The 15,914-nt window shown below is 63.3% G+C and carries 14 protein-coding genes and 1 pseudogene; 9 read left to right on the top strand and 6 right to left on the bottom strand.

All coding sequences use genetic code 11. The annotated features are described in order from the left end of the window. Positions 1 to 409: 409 nt before the first annotated feature. A complete protein-coding gene (locus U5809_RS20250; RefSeq protein WP_322087973.1) occupies positions 410 to 3,709 on the top strand; it encodes an autotransporter outer membrane beta-barrel domain-containing protein in 3,300 nt (1,099 codons plus the stop codon). Between the two features lie 45 nt (positions 3,710 to 3,754). Here U5809_RS20250 and U5809_RS20245 read toward each other — a convergent pair whose 3' ends face one another. The 4 genes from U5809_RS20245 to U5809_RS20230 form a co-directional block, all read right to left on the bottom strand. Beyond that, entirely contained in the window at positions 3,755 to 4,594 is an 840-nt protein-coding gene (locus U5809_RS20245; protein ID WP_322087857.1) for an AraC family transcriptional regulator, read from the bottom strand. Positions 4,595 to 4,805: 211 nt separating this feature from the next. Further along, entirely contained in the window at positions 4,806 to 5,540 is a 735-nt protein-coding gene (locus U5809_RS20240) for a fucose-binding lectin II (RefSeq protein ID WP_322087856.1), read from the bottom strand. 152 nt (positions 5,541 to 5,692) lie between these two features. Next, on the bottom strand, positions 5,693 to 6,529 hold the full coding sequence (locus U5809_RS20235; protein ID WP_322087855.1) for a fucose-binding lectin II: 837 nt from the start codon (positions 6,527 to 6,529) through the stop codon (positions 5,693 to 5,695). Positions 6,530 to 6,647: 118 nt separating this feature from the next. Beyond that, entirely contained in the window at positions 6,648 to 7,037 is a 390-nt protein-coding gene (locus U5809_RS20230; protein ID WP_282507987.1) for a fucose-binding lectin II, read from the bottom strand. A 947-nt stretch (positions 7,038 to 7,984) separates the two neighbouring features. On the opposite strand from U5809_RS20230, the gene leuA reads away from it, so the two are divergent. The 8 genes from leuA (at position 7,985) to arsH (ending at position 14,834) form a co-directional block, all read left to right on the top strand. Then, positions 7,985 to 9,694 carry a 2-isopropylmalate synthase gene (gene leuA, locus U5809_RS20225; RefSeq protein WP_322087972.1) on the top strand — a complete coding sequence of 570 codons (1,710 nt, stop codon included), beginning with the start codon at positions 7,985 to 7,987 and terminating at the stop codon, positions 9,692 to 9,694. A 242-nt stretch (positions 9,695 to 9,936) separates the two neighbouring features. Beyond that, the gene (locus U5809_RS20220) at positions 9,937 to 11,103 is read left to right on the top strand and encodes a Fic family protein (RefSeq protein WP_322087854.1); all 1,167 of its coding nucleotides are present in this window, start codon (positions 9,937 to 9,939) and stop codon (positions 11,101 to 11,103) included. Further along, a complete protein-coding gene (locus U5809_RS20215; RefSeq protein WP_322087853.1) occupies positions 11,100 to 11,264 on the top strand; it encodes a hypothetical protein in 165 nt (54 codons plus the stop codon). The genes U5809_RS20220 and U5809_RS20215 overlap by 4 nt, the downstream gene beginning before the upstream one ends. A gap of 137 nt (positions 11,265 to 11,401) precedes the next feature. After that, the gene (locus tag U5809_RS20210; RefSeq protein WP_282507986.1) at positions 11,402 to 11,806 is read left to right on the top strand and encodes a peptide ABC transporter ATPase; all 405 of its coding nucleotides are present in this window, start codon (positions 11,402 to 11,404) and stop codon (positions 11,804 to 11,806) included. 240 nt (positions 11,807 to 12,046) lie between these two features. After that, positions 12,047 to 12,382: an ArsR/SmtB family transcription factor gene (locus U5809_RS20205; RefSeq protein ID WP_282507985.1), complete on the top strand. Its 336-nt coding sequence runs from the start codon at positions 12,047 to 12,049 to the stop codon at positions 12,380 to 12,382. Positions 12,383 to 12,404: 22 nt separating this feature from the next. Further along, a complete protein-coding gene (locus U5809_RS20200; protein ID WP_322087852.1) occupies positions 12,405 to 12,899 on the top strand; it encodes an arsenate reductase ArsC in 495 nt (164 codons plus the stop codon). A 70-nt stretch (positions 12,900 to 12,969) separates the two neighbouring features. Beyond that, entirely contained in the window at positions 12,970 to 14,040 is a 1,071-nt protein-coding gene (gene arsB / locus U5809_RS20195) for an ACR3 family arsenite efflux transporter (protein ID WP_322087851.1), read from the top strand. A gap of 71 nt (positions 14,041 to 14,111) precedes the next feature. After that, positions 14,112 to 14,834 carry an arsenical resistance protein ArsH gene (arsH, locus tag U5809_RS20190; RefSeq protein WP_322087850.1) on the top strand — a complete coding sequence of 241 codons (723 nt, stop codon included), beginning with the start codon at positions 14,112 to 14,114 and terminating at the stop codon, positions 14,832 to 14,834. A gap of 45 nt (positions 14,835 to 14,879) precedes the next feature. Here the strand turns inward: arsH and U5809_RS20185 are convergent. After that, positions 14,880 to 15,041 (bottom strand): annotated as a pseudogene (locus U5809_RS20185) (sodium/glutamate symporter); the annotation flags it as partial. A gap of 181 nt (positions 15,042 to 15,222) precedes the next feature. Then, positions 15,223 to 15,822: an NAD(P)H-dependent oxidoreductase gene (locus U5809_RS20180; RefSeq protein WP_322087849.1), complete on the bottom strand. Its 600-nt coding sequence runs from the start codon at positions 15,820 to 15,822 to the stop codon at positions 15,223 to 15,225. Positions 15,823 to 15,914: the final 92 nt, after the last annotated feature.

Below are 15,914 nucleotides of genomic sequence, written 5' to 3'. Positions count from 1 at the left end.
CGTGCGTTTGAATGACAGGTCATCGTGCGAAGCAACATCACTGAATGGCGCGAGGCATGTGCGCTGCCAACTATCCATCGAATTGCGTCAAATTTTCCGATTGCTTCGGAATGCGGCGCGATCCCCTTCAACGCGTTGGGCAAATCCGGCAATTTCAACCGGCAATTCGGTTGATCCGGCTGTGGCGCTCGCCACGCCTTCATATGCTGCACAGCGGAAACTCCGCTTTCTTTATTTCCCGCTCCGAAATTAATCAAGGCGTGATTGCCGATATCACGCCATCGGATCTTGCGATTATTTCAAGGCAGGTGATATAACCCGTTTCACGCACCGGTTTGCTGCAATAACGTCACCAATAAAAGCGAGCGGAACGATGAAAAGAAAGACGCGGAACCTGGGTTTGGGTGGGATGGCGATCCTGACCGGCGCGATGCCGGTGGGCGCCTATGCGGCATGCTCGGCCACCGCGCCGGGCAGCGGGACGACGGTCACGTGTTCCGGCGCGAATGCGCCGTCGGTCGTGGCCGCGGCCGGCAGCACCAATGTGACGATCAATCTCGATTCGACCGTCACGGGCAGCTATGTGCTGACGTCCACACCGACACCGTTCTCCGTCGATACGTCGAGCGCGATTACCAACAACGGCAACCTGTCGATGTCCGGCAACGGCACGGGCGTCGCAAACCGAGGCGCGGTGCTGCTCGGCGTGAACAGCGGCAACACGCTCACCAACGGTGCGACCGGCGTGATTTCGACGACGGGCCAGTACAACGACGGGATGGCCGCGAACGGCAACAACAACACGCTCGTCAACAACGGCTCGATCACGACCACCGGCAACAATTCCTACGGGATGACGGCCGCATGGGGGCAGAGCAACCCCGGCGCGTCGGGCAACCAGATCGTCAACACGGGCACCGTGACGACGTCCGGCAACAATGCGCGCGCGGCGTCGCTGCTCGGCGGCAACGGCACGATCACCAACAGCGGCACGCTGACGTCGAACGGCCGCGATGCGCCGGCCGTCTACATGCAGGGCAACAACGACACACTGGTCAACAGCGGCACGATCCAGACGACCGGCACCGCGACGAGCGGCGGCAGCGTCGACGCGGTCGTGTCGAACACGCTCGGCAGCTCGTTCACCGCGACGATCACGAACCAGGCCGGCGGCAAGATCATCAGCAACAACGGGATCGGCGTGCGCTCGACCAATGGCGCGACCACGATCACCAACGCCGGGCTGATTCAGGGCGGCGGCGGCACCGCGATCCAGGGCGGCAACGGCAACGTGACGCTGATCCTGCAGACGGGTTCGCAGATCGTCGGCACCGCGAACGGCGGCGCGGGCACCAACACGGTGACGCTGCAAGGCACGGGCACGGCGTCGAATGCGTTCACGAACTTCCAGAGCCTGACGATGGCCGGCACCGACTGGACGTGGGCCGGCACCGGGACGTTCTCGACCGCGCTCGTGCAGAGCGGCACGTTGAACCTCACCGGCACGCTCGGCACGACGACTGCGTCGGTCGTCGCCACGGTCAACGCGGGCGCGACGCTGCAGGCGAATGCGTCGAACCTGCCGCTATCCGTCACCGACAACGGGCTCGTGCGGTTTCAGCAGGACAGCGCGGGTACGTACACGGGCACGATCAGCGGTTCGGGCGCGGTGGAGAAAACCGGCGCGGGCACGCTGACGGTCACGCCTTCAGCGGCCGGCGGCAACACGTATTCGGGCGGCACGACGATCACGCAGGGCACGCTGTCGGCCGCGGCCGACAACGCGCTCGGCGCATCGTCGGGAAGCCTGACGTTCAACGGCGGCACGCTGCAGATCGGCAGTGCATTCAACCTCGCATCGAGCCGCGCGGTGTCGATCACAGCGAACAACGGCACGATCGACACGCAGAGCTTCAACTCGACGCTGACGCAAGGCATCACGGGTGCGGGATCGCTGACGAAGCTCGGTAGCGGCACGCTGACGCTGAACGGGGCGAACAGCTATGCGGGCGGCACGAACGTCAATGCGGGCACCGTGATCGTCGGCAACGGCACGAGCGCCTCGGCCGCGCTGGGCGGCGGCGGGCCGGTAACGGTTGCATCGGGCGCGACGCTCGGCGGCTACGGCAGCGTGACGGGCAACGTGACCAACAACGGCACGATCTCGGTGGCCAACGCACTGGCGAGCCTCGCGAGCGGCACAACCGGCAATTTCCAGATCAACGGCAACTTGACCAACGCGGGGCTCGTGCAACTCGGCGGCAGCGGCATCGGCAACACGCTAACGGTCGCAGGCAACTACGTCGGCCAGAACGCGACGATCGCGATGAACACGTTCCTGGGTGGCGACGGCGCGGCATCCGACAAACTGGTTGTCAGGGGCGGCACCGCAAGCGGATCGAGCACGCTGAAGGTGACGAACGTCGGCGGCCCAGGCGCGCAGACGACAGGCGACGGCATCCAGGTCGTGCAGGCGACAAATGGCGCGACCACGAGTGCGGGCGCGTTCTCGCTGACCGGCGGGACGGTGAGCGCGGGCGCCTATACGTACTTCCTCGCGAAAGGTGGTGCGGCGAACGGCACCGGCGACAGCTGGTACCTGCGCAACACGGTGCCACCGAAACCGCAGCCGCCCGTGGTCGAGCCCGGCCAGCCGACGCCGCCGACCGAACCGCCGATCACGCCGGCCGAAGGCACGCCGGAATCGATCGTCGATGCGGTCGACCACGCGGGTTCGGGCGGCAATCCGGAACCGGTCTATCGCCCCGAAGTGCCGTTGTACGCGGAAGCGCCGGCCGTCGCGCGCCAGCTCGGCCTGCTGCAGATCGACACGTTCCATGACCGGCAGGGCGAACAGGGCCTGCTGGCCGAGAACGGTTCGATACCGGCGTCATGGGCTCGCGTGTGGGGCGGCAACAGCAACATCAAGCAGAAGGGCGACGTGACGCCGTCGTTCGACGGCACGTTATGGGGGATGCAGGTCGGCCAGGATCTCTACGCCGATACGTCTGCCGGCGGCCATCGCAACCACTACGGCTTCTTCCTCGGCTTCTCACGCGCAGTCGGCGACGTGAGCGGCTTCGCGCTCGCGCAGCAGGACATGGGCGTCGGCTCGCTGCAGGTCAATGCGTACAACCTCGGCGGCTACTGGACGCATATCGGCCCGGGCGGCTGGTACACGGATGCGGTCGTGATGGGCAGTGCACTCACGGTGCGCACGCATTCGAGCGACAACGTGAGCGGCTCGACGAACGGCAACGCGTTCACCGGCTCGGTCGAAGCGGGCTTCCCGATCGCGCTCGGTTACGGGCTGACGCTGGAGCCGCAGGCGCAACTGGTGTGGCAGTACCTGTCGCTGGACAAGTTCAACGACGGCGTGTCGGATGTCACGTGGAACAACGGCAGCACGTTCCTCGGCCGGATCGGCGCTCGCCTGCAATATGCGTTCGATTCGAACGGCGTGAGCTGGAAGCCGTACCTGCGCGTGAACGTGCTGCGTTCGTTCGGCAGTGACGACAAGACGACGTTCGGCGGCGCGACGACGATCGGCACGCAGGTCGGGCAGACGGCCGGGCAGATCGGCGCGGGACTCGTCGCGCAGTTGACGAAGCGTGGCAGCGTATATGCGACGGTCAGCTACCTGACGAATCTCGGCGGCGAGCACCAGCGCACGATCACCGGGAATGCGGGCGTGCGGTGGGCGTGGTGATTGAAAGGGCAGGGATGCGTTGACCGGCCGGTCAGCGCATGTCACTCACGCCACAGGTTCGACCGGCAACCAGATTTCCAGCACGCCGACGCCCGTTGCCGGATCGTAGTCGCCGCTGTAGCGCTCGAACTCGGGCGCGTCCACCGCCTTGAATCCCGACGTCGGCAGCCAGCCGTTCCAGATGCTGTAGAAGGTCTGGTGCAACGTCGAGATATGCCCGGCGTGTTCGAACACCGCATACCGCTGCGGCGCCAGTTCGACCCAGCGAAACGGCGCGAGTAGCCGGTCGCGGCTCGTGACTTCCACGCCCGCGATGTATTCGAAGCTGCCGTCCGCATCGGGGTTGCAGCACACGCCGTACGTCACGTCGCCGACCTGGCCGGGAAGGGTGCCGATGTATGGGATGAACGCTTGCCAGAGCGCCGGAATCCCTTCGTTGGTTTCAAACGTATAGCGGTCGCTCATGCCGGCAATCAACTTCTTGCCGGCGGTTTCGAAGCGTGACGGCATCACGTCGATGATCTTCAGTTCTTTCATGCGAAGCGGCTCCACCAGAGACAACCCGTCGAGAGTGCGCCGTGTCCGCACGTCCTCGGGTGTCATGCCGAAGAGATCACGGAAGGCGCGCGTGAACGCCTCATGGGAGCCATAGCCGGCATCGAGCGCCACGTGCAGGATGTCCGGCGCGCCTTGCGCCAGCGCGCGTGCCGCACGCGTCAGCCGCCGCGACCGCACATAGCGCATCACCGGCCAGCCGGTATTCATCGAGAACAGGCGCGAGAAGCCGAAGCGCGACATGTCGCAACCGGCGGAAATCCTGTCGAGCGTCAGTTCCCTGTCCAGTTCGGTTTCGATCAACCAGAGTGCTTTTCCTACCGGGTTCATGGCATGCCAATGAGGGTGTCGGGCGGACTATATGGTATCGGTGGCCTGCGCATTTGATCGTTCTTGCGCGTGCAAGCGTTGCGGGCTTGCCGCACGGGATCGACGGCTTCGCTGCGTCACGGCAGCGGGATGCATCGGGACAGGCGGTTGCGCCGTGCCAACGCCCATCGCCACGCCAGACGGCGTGGCGATGATCAACAGGTTCTGCGACTTAACCGAGCGGCCAGTTCAGAATCGCGATGCCGTCGTTGTAATCCCCGTCGCCACCGTCCTCCGACCCGACGAGCCCGAAGTAGGTCTTCTTGAAGATGTCGACCTGACGCGAGCCGATCTTCGACGGCTTGCCGTTCGCGGTCACGACCACGCGCACCTTCCCCTTGCCCGAGTTCACGATCTGCGTGTTCAGGTTCGCGTCCTGCGTGCCGGCGCCCTGGAACGTCGCGGCCGGCTTCGTGTTGTCGTCGACGAAGACCTCGATCGTCTGCTGTGCAGATGAATTGACCAGCGCGGTCACGCCGAACGCGATGTTCGGCGGCAGGTTGAAGATGCCGTCGCGTTCGCCGCCGCCGGTCGTCGTGGGATCCGGCTGCGCGGGTTGCGGCGTCGCTTTCGAGAAATAGTTGACCACCGCGCCGACACCGAACTTTGCCGCCGCGCCGGGCAGCACGCCGGGTGCGCCGGCCCACGTTACCGTGCAGGCGACGACTTGTCCTGCCGCATCGGTTTTTACCTTGTTCTGCCAACTGCCGACATCGAAGCTGTACGGGATTGTCGCGATATCGACGAAAACGTCGTACTGCTGCAGTTTCTCGACCAGTTGCGCGGTCATGAATTGACGCATCCGGTCGAGCACGGCCTGGTCGCCGTTGGCTTGTACGGCGGTGGCGTCGTTGCCGGCGAGTTGCAGCAGCGCATACAGATCGTCATGGGTAAACGGTTGTGACATGTCGTCCTCGTCTGAATGGAATATCTCGCGTCGCGCTGCCGGTGAGTGGTGGTCATCGTGCTGCGCGCGGAGCAAAGCATGGGACTGCTGGAACGATTCGCAATGTGTGGATGGCCCCGTCGCCATTGCGATGTGTCGTGATTGCCGATCGATCAGCCGAGCGGCCAGTTCAGGAATACGATGCCGTCGTTGTAGTCGTCATCCGTGCCGTCTTCCGACCCGACGATCCCGAAGTACGATTTCTTGAAGATGTCGACCTGCCGCGAACCGAGCCGCGATGGCTTGCCGTTCGCCGTCACGATCACGCGCACGCGCCCCTTGCCGGAGTCGAGCACCTTCGTGCCGAGGTTCTGGTCCTGTACGCCGGCGCCCTTGAACGTGGCGGCCGGTTTCGGGTTGTCGTCGATGTAGATGTCGATCGTCTGGTCGTTCGCCGCGTTGGTGAGTGCGGTGACGCCGAACTTGATGTTCGGCGGGAGGTTGAACGTGCCGTCGCGTTCGCCGCTGCCGCCGATGTTGCCGGCGCCGCCGGTGCCCGTGTTGCCGCTGCCGGTTTCGGTACCCTGATTCCCGCTGTCGTGCGACGACGATTGCCCGGCCGGGTCACCGATCGCGGAAAGGCTCGCGAACGAATCGATATGCATTGCACTGCCGCGTACGCTTTTCCACTGGCCTTTCACGAACGTGTGACCGTCGGCAACGTCGATCGCGACGACGAGCGTGAACGGAATGCGGCTGGGATTCTCCGGCACCTTGGAGAAGTACGAGAATGCGCCGTCCGCGACGATTCCCTTGTTGGTCGTAATGACGAAATAGATGCCGGGGAAGTTGTTGCCGGTTGCGTACGGCGTCGGTACGTTGAGCGTGACGAGCAGCTTGCCGTCGCGAATGTTTTCCTTCGCGAGGTCGAGATACAGGCCCGGGATGTCGACGTAGGTTTCGGATGTGACGACGGGCGCGCTGTTGATCGATGCCGAAAGGATAGGCATGGTGGTCTCCTGAAAGCGAAACGGCTTTGAACGGAATGCTTCGCGATGTGATGCATTGCCGCCGGGACGCCATGTACGCGCGGCCCGGCGGTCGTCGGTCAGTCCGTGAGGTGGCGACTTAACCGATCGGCCACTGCAGCACGACGATGCCGTCGTTGTAGTCGCTGTCGTGGCCGTCTTCCGACACGACGATCCCGAAGTTGACCGTGTACGGCGAACCGTCCGACTTCTTGCCGTTGATCGGCGCGAGGCGCGCGTCGGTGGCCGACGGCTTGCCGTTCACCGACACTTCGAAGCGGAGCTTGCCGTTGCCGGAATTGAGCGTGACTTCGCGCGTGCCGTCGCGCGTCGTCAGCTTGTGATAGGCGGCCGGTTCCTTGCTGTCGCCGATAAACAGCTTGATGTGTTGCTGCTCGGCGGCATTCGCGAAGAAAATCGCGCGGAAATCGGTATTCGGCGGAATCGAAAATTCGCCGGCACGGTTGGAAGACGTTTGAGAGTCGGCCATGCTTGCCTCCTGAGGAGTGTTGGATAAGGCGTGAGCCTTGTCGCGCAAACGTTTGCCGTTTGAAACGCGACGTACCAAGCATGGCGAAAAATAAATAAAAAAATATTCGAACGGGAATCGTTATTGTTCAGTAAATCGAAAATCAAGGTTAATCGATTTAATGAAGTATGGTTAATTAATTGATTTTCGACGTATTCGGGAAATTATATCGATGCGCGTATCGTTTTCTTGAACGATGCGTGGTCGTACCTGAGGGGAGAGAGGCGGGGGGGCGGAGGACAATTGGGCTTCGGAGCAGACGCTCGGCGTTCGCATATGGCAGCGTTGTCGTTTCAACATCAGCATCTCGGTCGTGGCCGCGCCCACCGGCCACCGTCGAACGCCCACACCGAAGCCCGATTGCAAGGGGAAGGGGGGCTGCGACCGGCGAAGAGGATGGGCCGACTCATGCCGAACTTGAACAGGACCTCACCGGTGCTACACCCGTGCAGCATATCGAGGGGACACGGCCCCGCCTATCGGACAGGACTGATTTTGCGCGCCACCGCGCCGCACGATTCCCGCGGGCCAGGTTGACAGCAGCGTGCACCCTGTGATTTGATTCCGGCCATGCAAGCCGCCCAGTCCCTCTTCTCGCTACGACTACTAGCCCGTTTCTCCGGGCTGGGTCTGCGGCTGCGCGCTTTCCATCTGCTTCTTTCCTGAAGCGCCAGATTTCCCCCGTATCACCGACCTGGCCCCGGTTGTCGACCGGCGCCTGAGTTCGTCTTTTTTCCGTATCGCTCCGCTCCGTCCCGGTCGCTCAACCGCCAATGCCGTCGTTCGCCGTACCGCTTTGCCGTTGTGCCGTTTCATCGCTGTCACCGCTGCGCGCGCAGCCGGCCTCTCCCGCTGAAGGCCGCCGCGACGCGGTTTCCCGACAAACCGACCGAGGACCGAACACCATGATGCTGAAGAACCCCGCGACGAAGTACCGACCGTTTACGCCCGTCAACCTGCCGAACCGCACGTGGCCGACGCGCACGATCACGCAGGCGCCGATCTGGATGAGCACCGACCTGCGCGACGGCAACCAGTCGCTGTTCGAGCCGATGGACGCCGCGCGCAAGATGCGGATGTTCAAGATGCTGGTCGCGATCGGCTTCAAGGAGATCGAGGTCGCGTTCCCGTCGGCGTCCGAGACCGACTTCAACTTCGTGCGCGAACTGATCGAAGGCGGGCACATTCCCGACGACGTGACGATCGAGGTGCTTACGCAGGCGCGCGACGACCTGATCGAGCGCACGTTCGAGTCGTTGCGCGGCGCGAAGCGCGCGATCGTGCACCTGTACAACGCGACCGCGCCGGAATTCCGCAAGATCGTGTTCGGCCTCGACCGCGACGGCGTGAAGGCACTCGCGGTGAACGCCGCGCGCACGATCAAGCGCTTCGCCGACGCCGCGACCGGCACGCATTTCACGCTGCAATACAGCCCGGAAACCTTTACGTCGACCGAACTCGATTTCGCAAAGGAAGTCTGCGACGCCGTGTTCGACGTCTGGCAGCCGACGCCGGAGCGCAAGGCGATCGTGAACCTGCCTGCTACGGTCGAAGTCGGCACACCGAACTTCTACGCGGACCAGATCGAATGGATGCACCGCAACCTCGCGCGCCGCGATGCGCTGATCGTGTCCGTGCATCCGCACAACGACCGCGGTACGGCAGTCGCGGCAGCCGAACTCGCGGTGATGGCCGGCGCAGACCGCATCGAAGGCTGCCTGTTCGGCAACGGCGAACGCACGGGTAACGTCGATCTCGTCACGCTCGCGCTGAACCTCTACTCGCAGGGCGTCGATCCGGGTCTCGATTTCTCGCAGATCAACGAAGTCGCGCGCACGTCCGAGGAATGCACGCAGTTGCCGATCCACCCGCGCCATCCGTATGTCGGCGACTTGGTGTTTACCGCGTTCTCCGGCTCGCATCAGGATGCGATCAAGAAGGGCTTCGCCGTGCAAAAACCCGACGCCGTTTGGGAAATGCCGTATCTGCCGATCGATCCGAGCGATGTCGGCCGCACTTACGACTCGATCATTCGCGTGAACAGCCAGTCGGGCAAGGGCGGCATTGCGTACCTGCTCGAGCAGAGTTACGGCGTCGTGCTGCCGCGCCGCCTGCAGGTCGACTTCAGCGCGGCCGTTCAGCGCCTGACCGACGACAGCGGGCACGAGGTGACGAGCGCGCAGATCTGGTCGCTGTTCCAGCAGGAATATGTCGAAGGCGATGAGCCGCTGCGTTACGTCGGCCACGAGCTGACCGAGCGCGACGGCCGCGAGACGATCGTGCTGACCGCGGATGTGCACGGCGAGCGCCGTGTGCTGCGCGGCGAAGGCAACGGTCCGCTCGACGCGCTGATGCACGCGTTGCGGACGCCGCTGCGGATCCAGCACTACGAGGAACGCGCGTTGTCTCAGGGCGCCGATGCGAAGGCGATCGCGATCGCCGAACTGGCCGGCGCGGGCGTGCGCGGCAGCGCGTTCGGCGTCGGCATCGACGCGAACCTGACGACCGCGTCGATCCGTGCGGTGATCAGCGGCGTCAATCGCGCGTATGCGCGCGCGGACGACGCGGCGCAGGCGACTTTTTTTGCCGCGCAGCCTGCGGTGAAGGCCGTCGCGTAAGCGAGGCGGTGACGGTCGCGCTGGCGGAGTTCGGCGCGGCCGCGGGCATCGATGTTGTCGCTACGTGGCCCGCGTTGCCACAAGGCGGCTTCCGATCGTGGCGCTCGAATTTGCACAAGGGCGCGAAGGGCGATTCAATATAATTTGCTGGCCCCAATTGTTTTGGTCCTTGCTGGGCGGGCGTTTGCGGGCAGGTGATACACTTCCTTATCACGTGAAGTCTAGATAACGTAAAGTGAATCATGCTTACATTTGTCCACCATGATCTGCGAGTGCTGAACCCTGGTTTCGATTCCCCGTTGGTTGACGTGTTGACCGAACTGGAGCATCTCAGAAGGTTGCAGATATCGGGCACGACGCCCCCAGCGCTGTACTACCAGATGAAGAGCATCTTCCACATCATGGAGAGCCTGGGGTCGGCACGGATCGAGGGGAACAACACGACGCTCGCGGACTACGTCGAGAGTCGGATCGAAGGTACGGCAAGTGCCAGTGATCACCTGAAAGAAATCGCCAACATCGAGAGGGCGATGGCATTCGCCGAGGATGCCGTGAATCGCGAGACACCCATCACGGCCTCTTTTATTCGCGAGTTGCATCACATTGCGGTCTCGGATCTTGAGCGAGAAGGCGATCGCACACCAGGCGCATTTCGGACAGGGCCAGTACGCATCAGCAAGTCGAACCATATTCCGCCCGAACATATCGCTGTATCGGAGTACATCGACGAGCTCGTCGATTTCATCAATGGTGACGATCCGCCCAAATATGACTTGATGAAGGTCGCGCTTGCACATCATCGTTTTGGCTGGATACATCCGTTCTCGAATGGTAACGGTCGAGTCGTGCGGTTATTGACGCACGCAATGCTGATCAAGTACGGGTTTCGAGTTCACTCCGGAGGTGATCGTATCCTCAATCCGACAGCGGTCTTCTGCAATGACCGCGAGCGTTACTACGCCATGCTTGCGGAGGCGGACGCGGGAACGAACGAGGGACTCGAGGTATGGTGCGTTTACGTTCTCGAGGGCATTTTGGATGAACTCAGGAAGGTGGACCGGTTGGCGGATTTTGACTACCTGACCCGCTATATCCTGGAACCGGCCCTTGCTTATGCTCGCGAGCGTCGTCTAATCACGCCATTGGAGTATGGCGTGTTGCTGAAAGCGGTGAAGCTCGGTGAAGTAAAGTCGGCGGATCTCGCTGACGCATTGCCGGGCATGTCTTCTACTCAACGGACGTATCAAATCAAGAAGCTCGTTGAGCGCCAGATGCTTCAGCCGCTTGCCGAGGGCGCACGCACGTATATGGCCGGCTTCACGAACAGCTTTCTGCTTCGGGGTGTATTGCAGGCGCTTGCCGATAACGGCTTTGTTTCCGATCAGCTTTCTGGCGTTTCGCGACATTGATACGTCAAACCGTTGCGCAAGCCAGCGGTGCGACGGCGCTGCGCGTCACCGCCTGCTTTTGCGCGGTGATCAGCGGCGTCAACCGCGCGTATGCGCGCGCGGACGACGCGGCGCAGGCGACGTTCTTCGACGTGGCGCGTGCCGTGAAGGCCGTCGCGTAAGCTGCGCGGTGATGAGCGAGCCGGCGTGACGCGAGCCTGATAAACCTGACAGGCGATGACTTCGCCTAACGGGCGTATCGTGCAAGCGGCGCGCGCGGGGCCCGTTTTCCCGCGCCCATCACCATGAGGAATGCGTCATGTCGAAGGACGATGCCCTGCGGGGCGATATCAAGGGGCAGGCCCAGACGGCGGACCGCCACAACCTGGCGCGGCCGGCCGCGAACGGCGCGCTGTGGGCGCGCGGTCTCACGACGCAGCGCGTCGCCGACCTGTTCAGGACCTTGCCGGGATTGCCGGGGCACTGGATGCAGTTGCAGAACGAGGTCAACGCCGGGAATCGCTATTTCTACGGTGTCCAGAACGGCAGCGTGACGACCGAGGAAGGGAAGGCGCTGATTCGCTGGATCGCCAACGCGGTCGTGAGCGCCGCCGAGCACGCGTCGTTCGATTTCACGCTGCAGCAGCTGCGTTTCACGGCCGACATGGGCTGGCTCAAGCTCCAGCGTGTCAACGGGCGCGTGATGGTGTTTTCGCGGCCGTGAGCCGCGTGTCGTGCGGCAGGTCGTGCTTCGGGTTCGATGCCGTTCTGTTGGCCGCGTAGGCGCTGCATCGCGCATCGCGGAGTACGCGACGCGTCGTTGAGCGCGCGACTGCCGGCGTGGGAAGGGTTCATCGGCTGACGCAGCCGTTTGGGTTCGCTCCCCGTTCGTGGGTCATTGCGTGCTCGCCGCTTCATGTCGAAGCGGCTTTTTATTCTTCCATATTTCGATTATTATCGAAATATGGAAACGAATCAGACCGTCGCCGCGCTGTCGGCACTCGCGCACGAATCCCGCCTCGCCGTGTTCCGCACGCTCGTGCAGGCCGGGCCACCGGGCCTGCCCGCGGGGCAGATCGCCACGCTGCTGGATGTGCCCCCGTCATCGCTGTCCTTTCATCTGAAGGAACTGGCCCATGCCGAGCTCGTTACGAGCCGGCAGGAAGGCCGCTTCGTCATCTACAGCGCGAACTTCGCGACGATGAACGGCCTGCTGGCCTATCTCACGGAGAACTGCTGTGGCGGCAATCCGTGCTCGCCGATGTCCGCGTGTTCGACGTCGGGTACGCAATCCTGTTGACGCGCGTTCGCGCACCTCGCCCATGACCACCAACGTACTGATCCTCTGCACCCACAACTCCGCGCGCAGCGTGCTGTCCGAAGGGATGCTCAATCACTGGGCCGCGAAGCTCGGCAAGGATGTGCGCGCATACAGCGCCGGCAGCGCGCCGAGCGGCAGGCTCAATCCGTTCGCGCTGGAAGCGCTGACGAACGCCGGTATCGACGTGAACGGCTACCGCAGCAAGAGCTGGGACGAGTTCGTCGGCGACGGCGCGCCTGAAATGCGCGTCGTCATCACGGTGTGCGACAGCGCCGCAGCGGAGACCTGCCCGTACTGGCCCGGCAGCCCCGTGAAAGTGCATTGGGGTTATGCCGATCCGTCGAATGCGTTGGGCGACGACGACGGGAAGCGCGTCGCGTTCGAACTCACGCGCGAGGCGATCGGCTACCGGATGCTGCAATTGCTGGCGCTGCCGCTCGATCGCATGAGCGATGCCGAACTCCAGGCGGCGCTGATCGACATTTCGCGAAACTGATCATTCGCATGGCGGCGGCCTGCCGAAGCGCAAGCGCGCCGACTGCGATTTCAAGATTGATATCCGTCCCATGAACACGTCCGACGCCACTCCGGCAGCCAAGCTTGTCGCCAAGCCGTCCATCAATTTCTTCGAACGCTACCTGACCGTCTGGGTAGCGTTGTGCATCGTCGCCGGCATCGCGCTCGGCCAGTTGCTGCCGGGCGTGTTCCAGCAAATCGGCCGGATGGAATATGCACAGGTCAACCTGCCGGTCGGACTGTTGATCTGGGTGATGATCATCCCGATGCTCGTGAAGGTCGATTTCGGCGCATTGCACGAAGTGCGTCAGCACGTGAAAGGCATCGGCGTCACGCTCGTCGTGAACTGGCTCGTCAAGCCGTTCTCGATGGCCTTCCTCGGCTGGCTGTTCATCCGGCATCTGTTCGCACCGATGCTGCCGGCCGGGCAAATCGACAGCTACATTGCCGGACTGATTCTGCTGGCCGCCGCACCGTGTACGGCGATGGTGTTCGTGTGGAGCCGGCTGACGGGCGGCGATCCGCTGTTCACGCTGTCGCAGGTCGCGTTGAACGACAGCATCATGGTGATCGCGTTCGCGCCGCTGGTCGGGTTGCTGCTCGGCATGTCCGCGATCACAGTGCCGTGGGCGACGCTGCTTACGTCGGTCGTGCTCTATATCGTCATTCCGGTGATCATCGCGCAGGTGTTGCGCAAGCGGCTGCTCGTCAAGGGGCCGGCCGCATTCGACGCCGCGATGGCGAAGATCGGCCCGTGGTCGATCGCCGCATTGCTCGCGACGCTCGTGCTGCTGTTCGCATTCCAGGGCGAAGCGATTCTCAAGCAGCCGCTGGTGATTGCGCTGCTCGCGGTGCCGATCCTGATCCAGGTGTTCTTCAATTCGGCGCTTGCCTACTGGCTCAATCGCGCGGTGGGTGAGAAGCACAACATTGCGTGCCCGTCGGCGCTGATCGGCGCGTCCAATTTCTTCGAGCTGGCCGTCGCGGCCGCGATCAGCCTGTTCGGTTTTCATTCGGGCGCGGCGCTGGCGACCGTCGTCGGTGTGCTGATCGAAGTGCCGGTGATGCTGCTGGTGGTGCGCGTCGTGAACCGGTCGAAAGGCTGGTACGAGTGTGCTTGAAAAAACGGGAAAGCCCATTCGCATGAGTAAGACCGACACCGCGATTCATCGCAATCAAACGGAACACAAGCATGTCTGATTATCCGAACGAGCTGCCGCAACTCGACACCGAATCGTTCCGCGTGCCGGATGCCGGCCAGTTGCGGCCAGCGTCGCCGTCCACGCATCCGCCGCGGTTCCTGTTGTTGTACGGCTCGCTGCGCGAGCGATCGTTCAGCCGTTTGCTGACCGAGGAAGCCGCGCGCCTGCTCACGGCGATGGGTGCCGAGGTGCGCGTGTTCAATCCGAGCGGCCTGCCGCTGCCCGACGATGCACCGGAGAGCCACCCGAAGGTCGTCGAGTTGCGCGAGCTGGTGCAATGGTCGGAAGGCATGGTGTGGTGCTCGCCGGAACGGCATGGCGCGATGACCGGGATCATGAAGGCGCAGATCGACTGGATTCCGCTGTCGATCGGTGCGGTTCGGCCGACGCAGGGCAAGACCCTCGCGGTGATGCAGGTCAGCGGCGGGTCGCAGTCGTTCAATGCGGTGAACCAGATGCGCGTGCTGGGGCGCTGGATGCGCATGCTGACCATCCCGAACCAGTCGTCGGTGGCGAAGGCGTTCGCGGAATTCGACGAGGCTGGGCGAATGAAGCCGTCGGCTTATTTCGATCGCGTGGTCGATGTGCTGGAAGAACTGGTCAAGTTCACGTTGCTCACGCGCGATGTCGGGCCTTATCTGGTCGACCGGTACAGCGAGCGCAAGGAGAGCGCGGAGGCGCTGTCGAAGCGGGTGAATCAGCGGAGTATCTGACGTACGACGGTGCAGGGGCCTCCCGGCGGTTCGCGGTGAGTCGCCGGCCACTGGTGTTGCACCGAGCCCGAAGCCGCAATGGCCGGCGGCTAGCACGGCCGCGTCGTAGTTGCGCCCCGGCAGCCGGTACGTGACGAACACCGCGTACGCGACCATCAGCACCGTCTGCGACACGAGCAGCAGGAAGATCGGCAGCGCGAGCACCGCGACGTCGAGCCTGCGAAGAAACGAAGGGCGCCGCGCACACTGCGTGACGGCATCGCGCACCGCGTCTTAGGAGGTCTGGATGGCTGAAATCATGCGTCCGAGTGTACGGACGGTGCTTTGCCGGGCCTATCGGATGTGTCGGATTCCGGTGTCGCGCTTCCTGCCGGCCGCGACTGACGCGTTACGCGTGCAGTGCTTCCATCTGCCGGCGCGCGTTTTGCAGTCCGGCTTCGACACCGTGCGGCTTCACGTCGAGCCCTTCCGCATAGACGAATTCCACATCGGTGATGCCCATCAGGCCGAGCACGGCCCGCAGGTACGGCGTGACCGCATCCGTATCCTGGCCGACGTGCACGCCGCCGCGTGAACTGAACACGATCGCGCCGACGCCTTCGACGAGGCCCACCGGGTAAGTCTCCGTGTAGCGGAACGTCACGCGTGCGCGTGCGACGAGATCGAACCAGTTCTTCAACTGCGTCGGCACGTTCAGGTTGTACATCGGCGCGCCGATCAGCAGCAGGTCGCTGCCTTTGAGCTCGGCAATCAGTTCGTCGGACAACACGATGGCGCGTTGCGCGCGCTCGCTCGGGTTGGCCGCGCCGCGCAGCGCGTGAAACAGTTCGCTGTCGAGCATCGGCAGGTCGGTGTCGACGAGATTGCGCACGATCACGTCGTCGGCATGGCCATTGGCCTGGCGCTCGGCCAGAAACGTGTCGATCAGCGCACCAGTTTGCGACTGACTGCCGTTGATGCTGGATTTGAGGACGAGGATCCGGGCCATGCGGGGGGCTCCATTGCGAAAGTAAAGACTGGAATCGATCCTATCATTCACTTTTTATCGCCAAAAGCGATAAGATCGACGCACTGTGTAGC

The sequence above is a fragment of the Burkholderia sp. BCC1999 genome, assembly GCF_905339975.1.
GTDB lineage: Bacteria > Pseudomonadota > Gammaproteobacteria > Burkholderiales > Burkholderiaceae > Burkholderia.
This window is presented reverse-complemented; position numbering and strand designations above follow the sequence as displayed.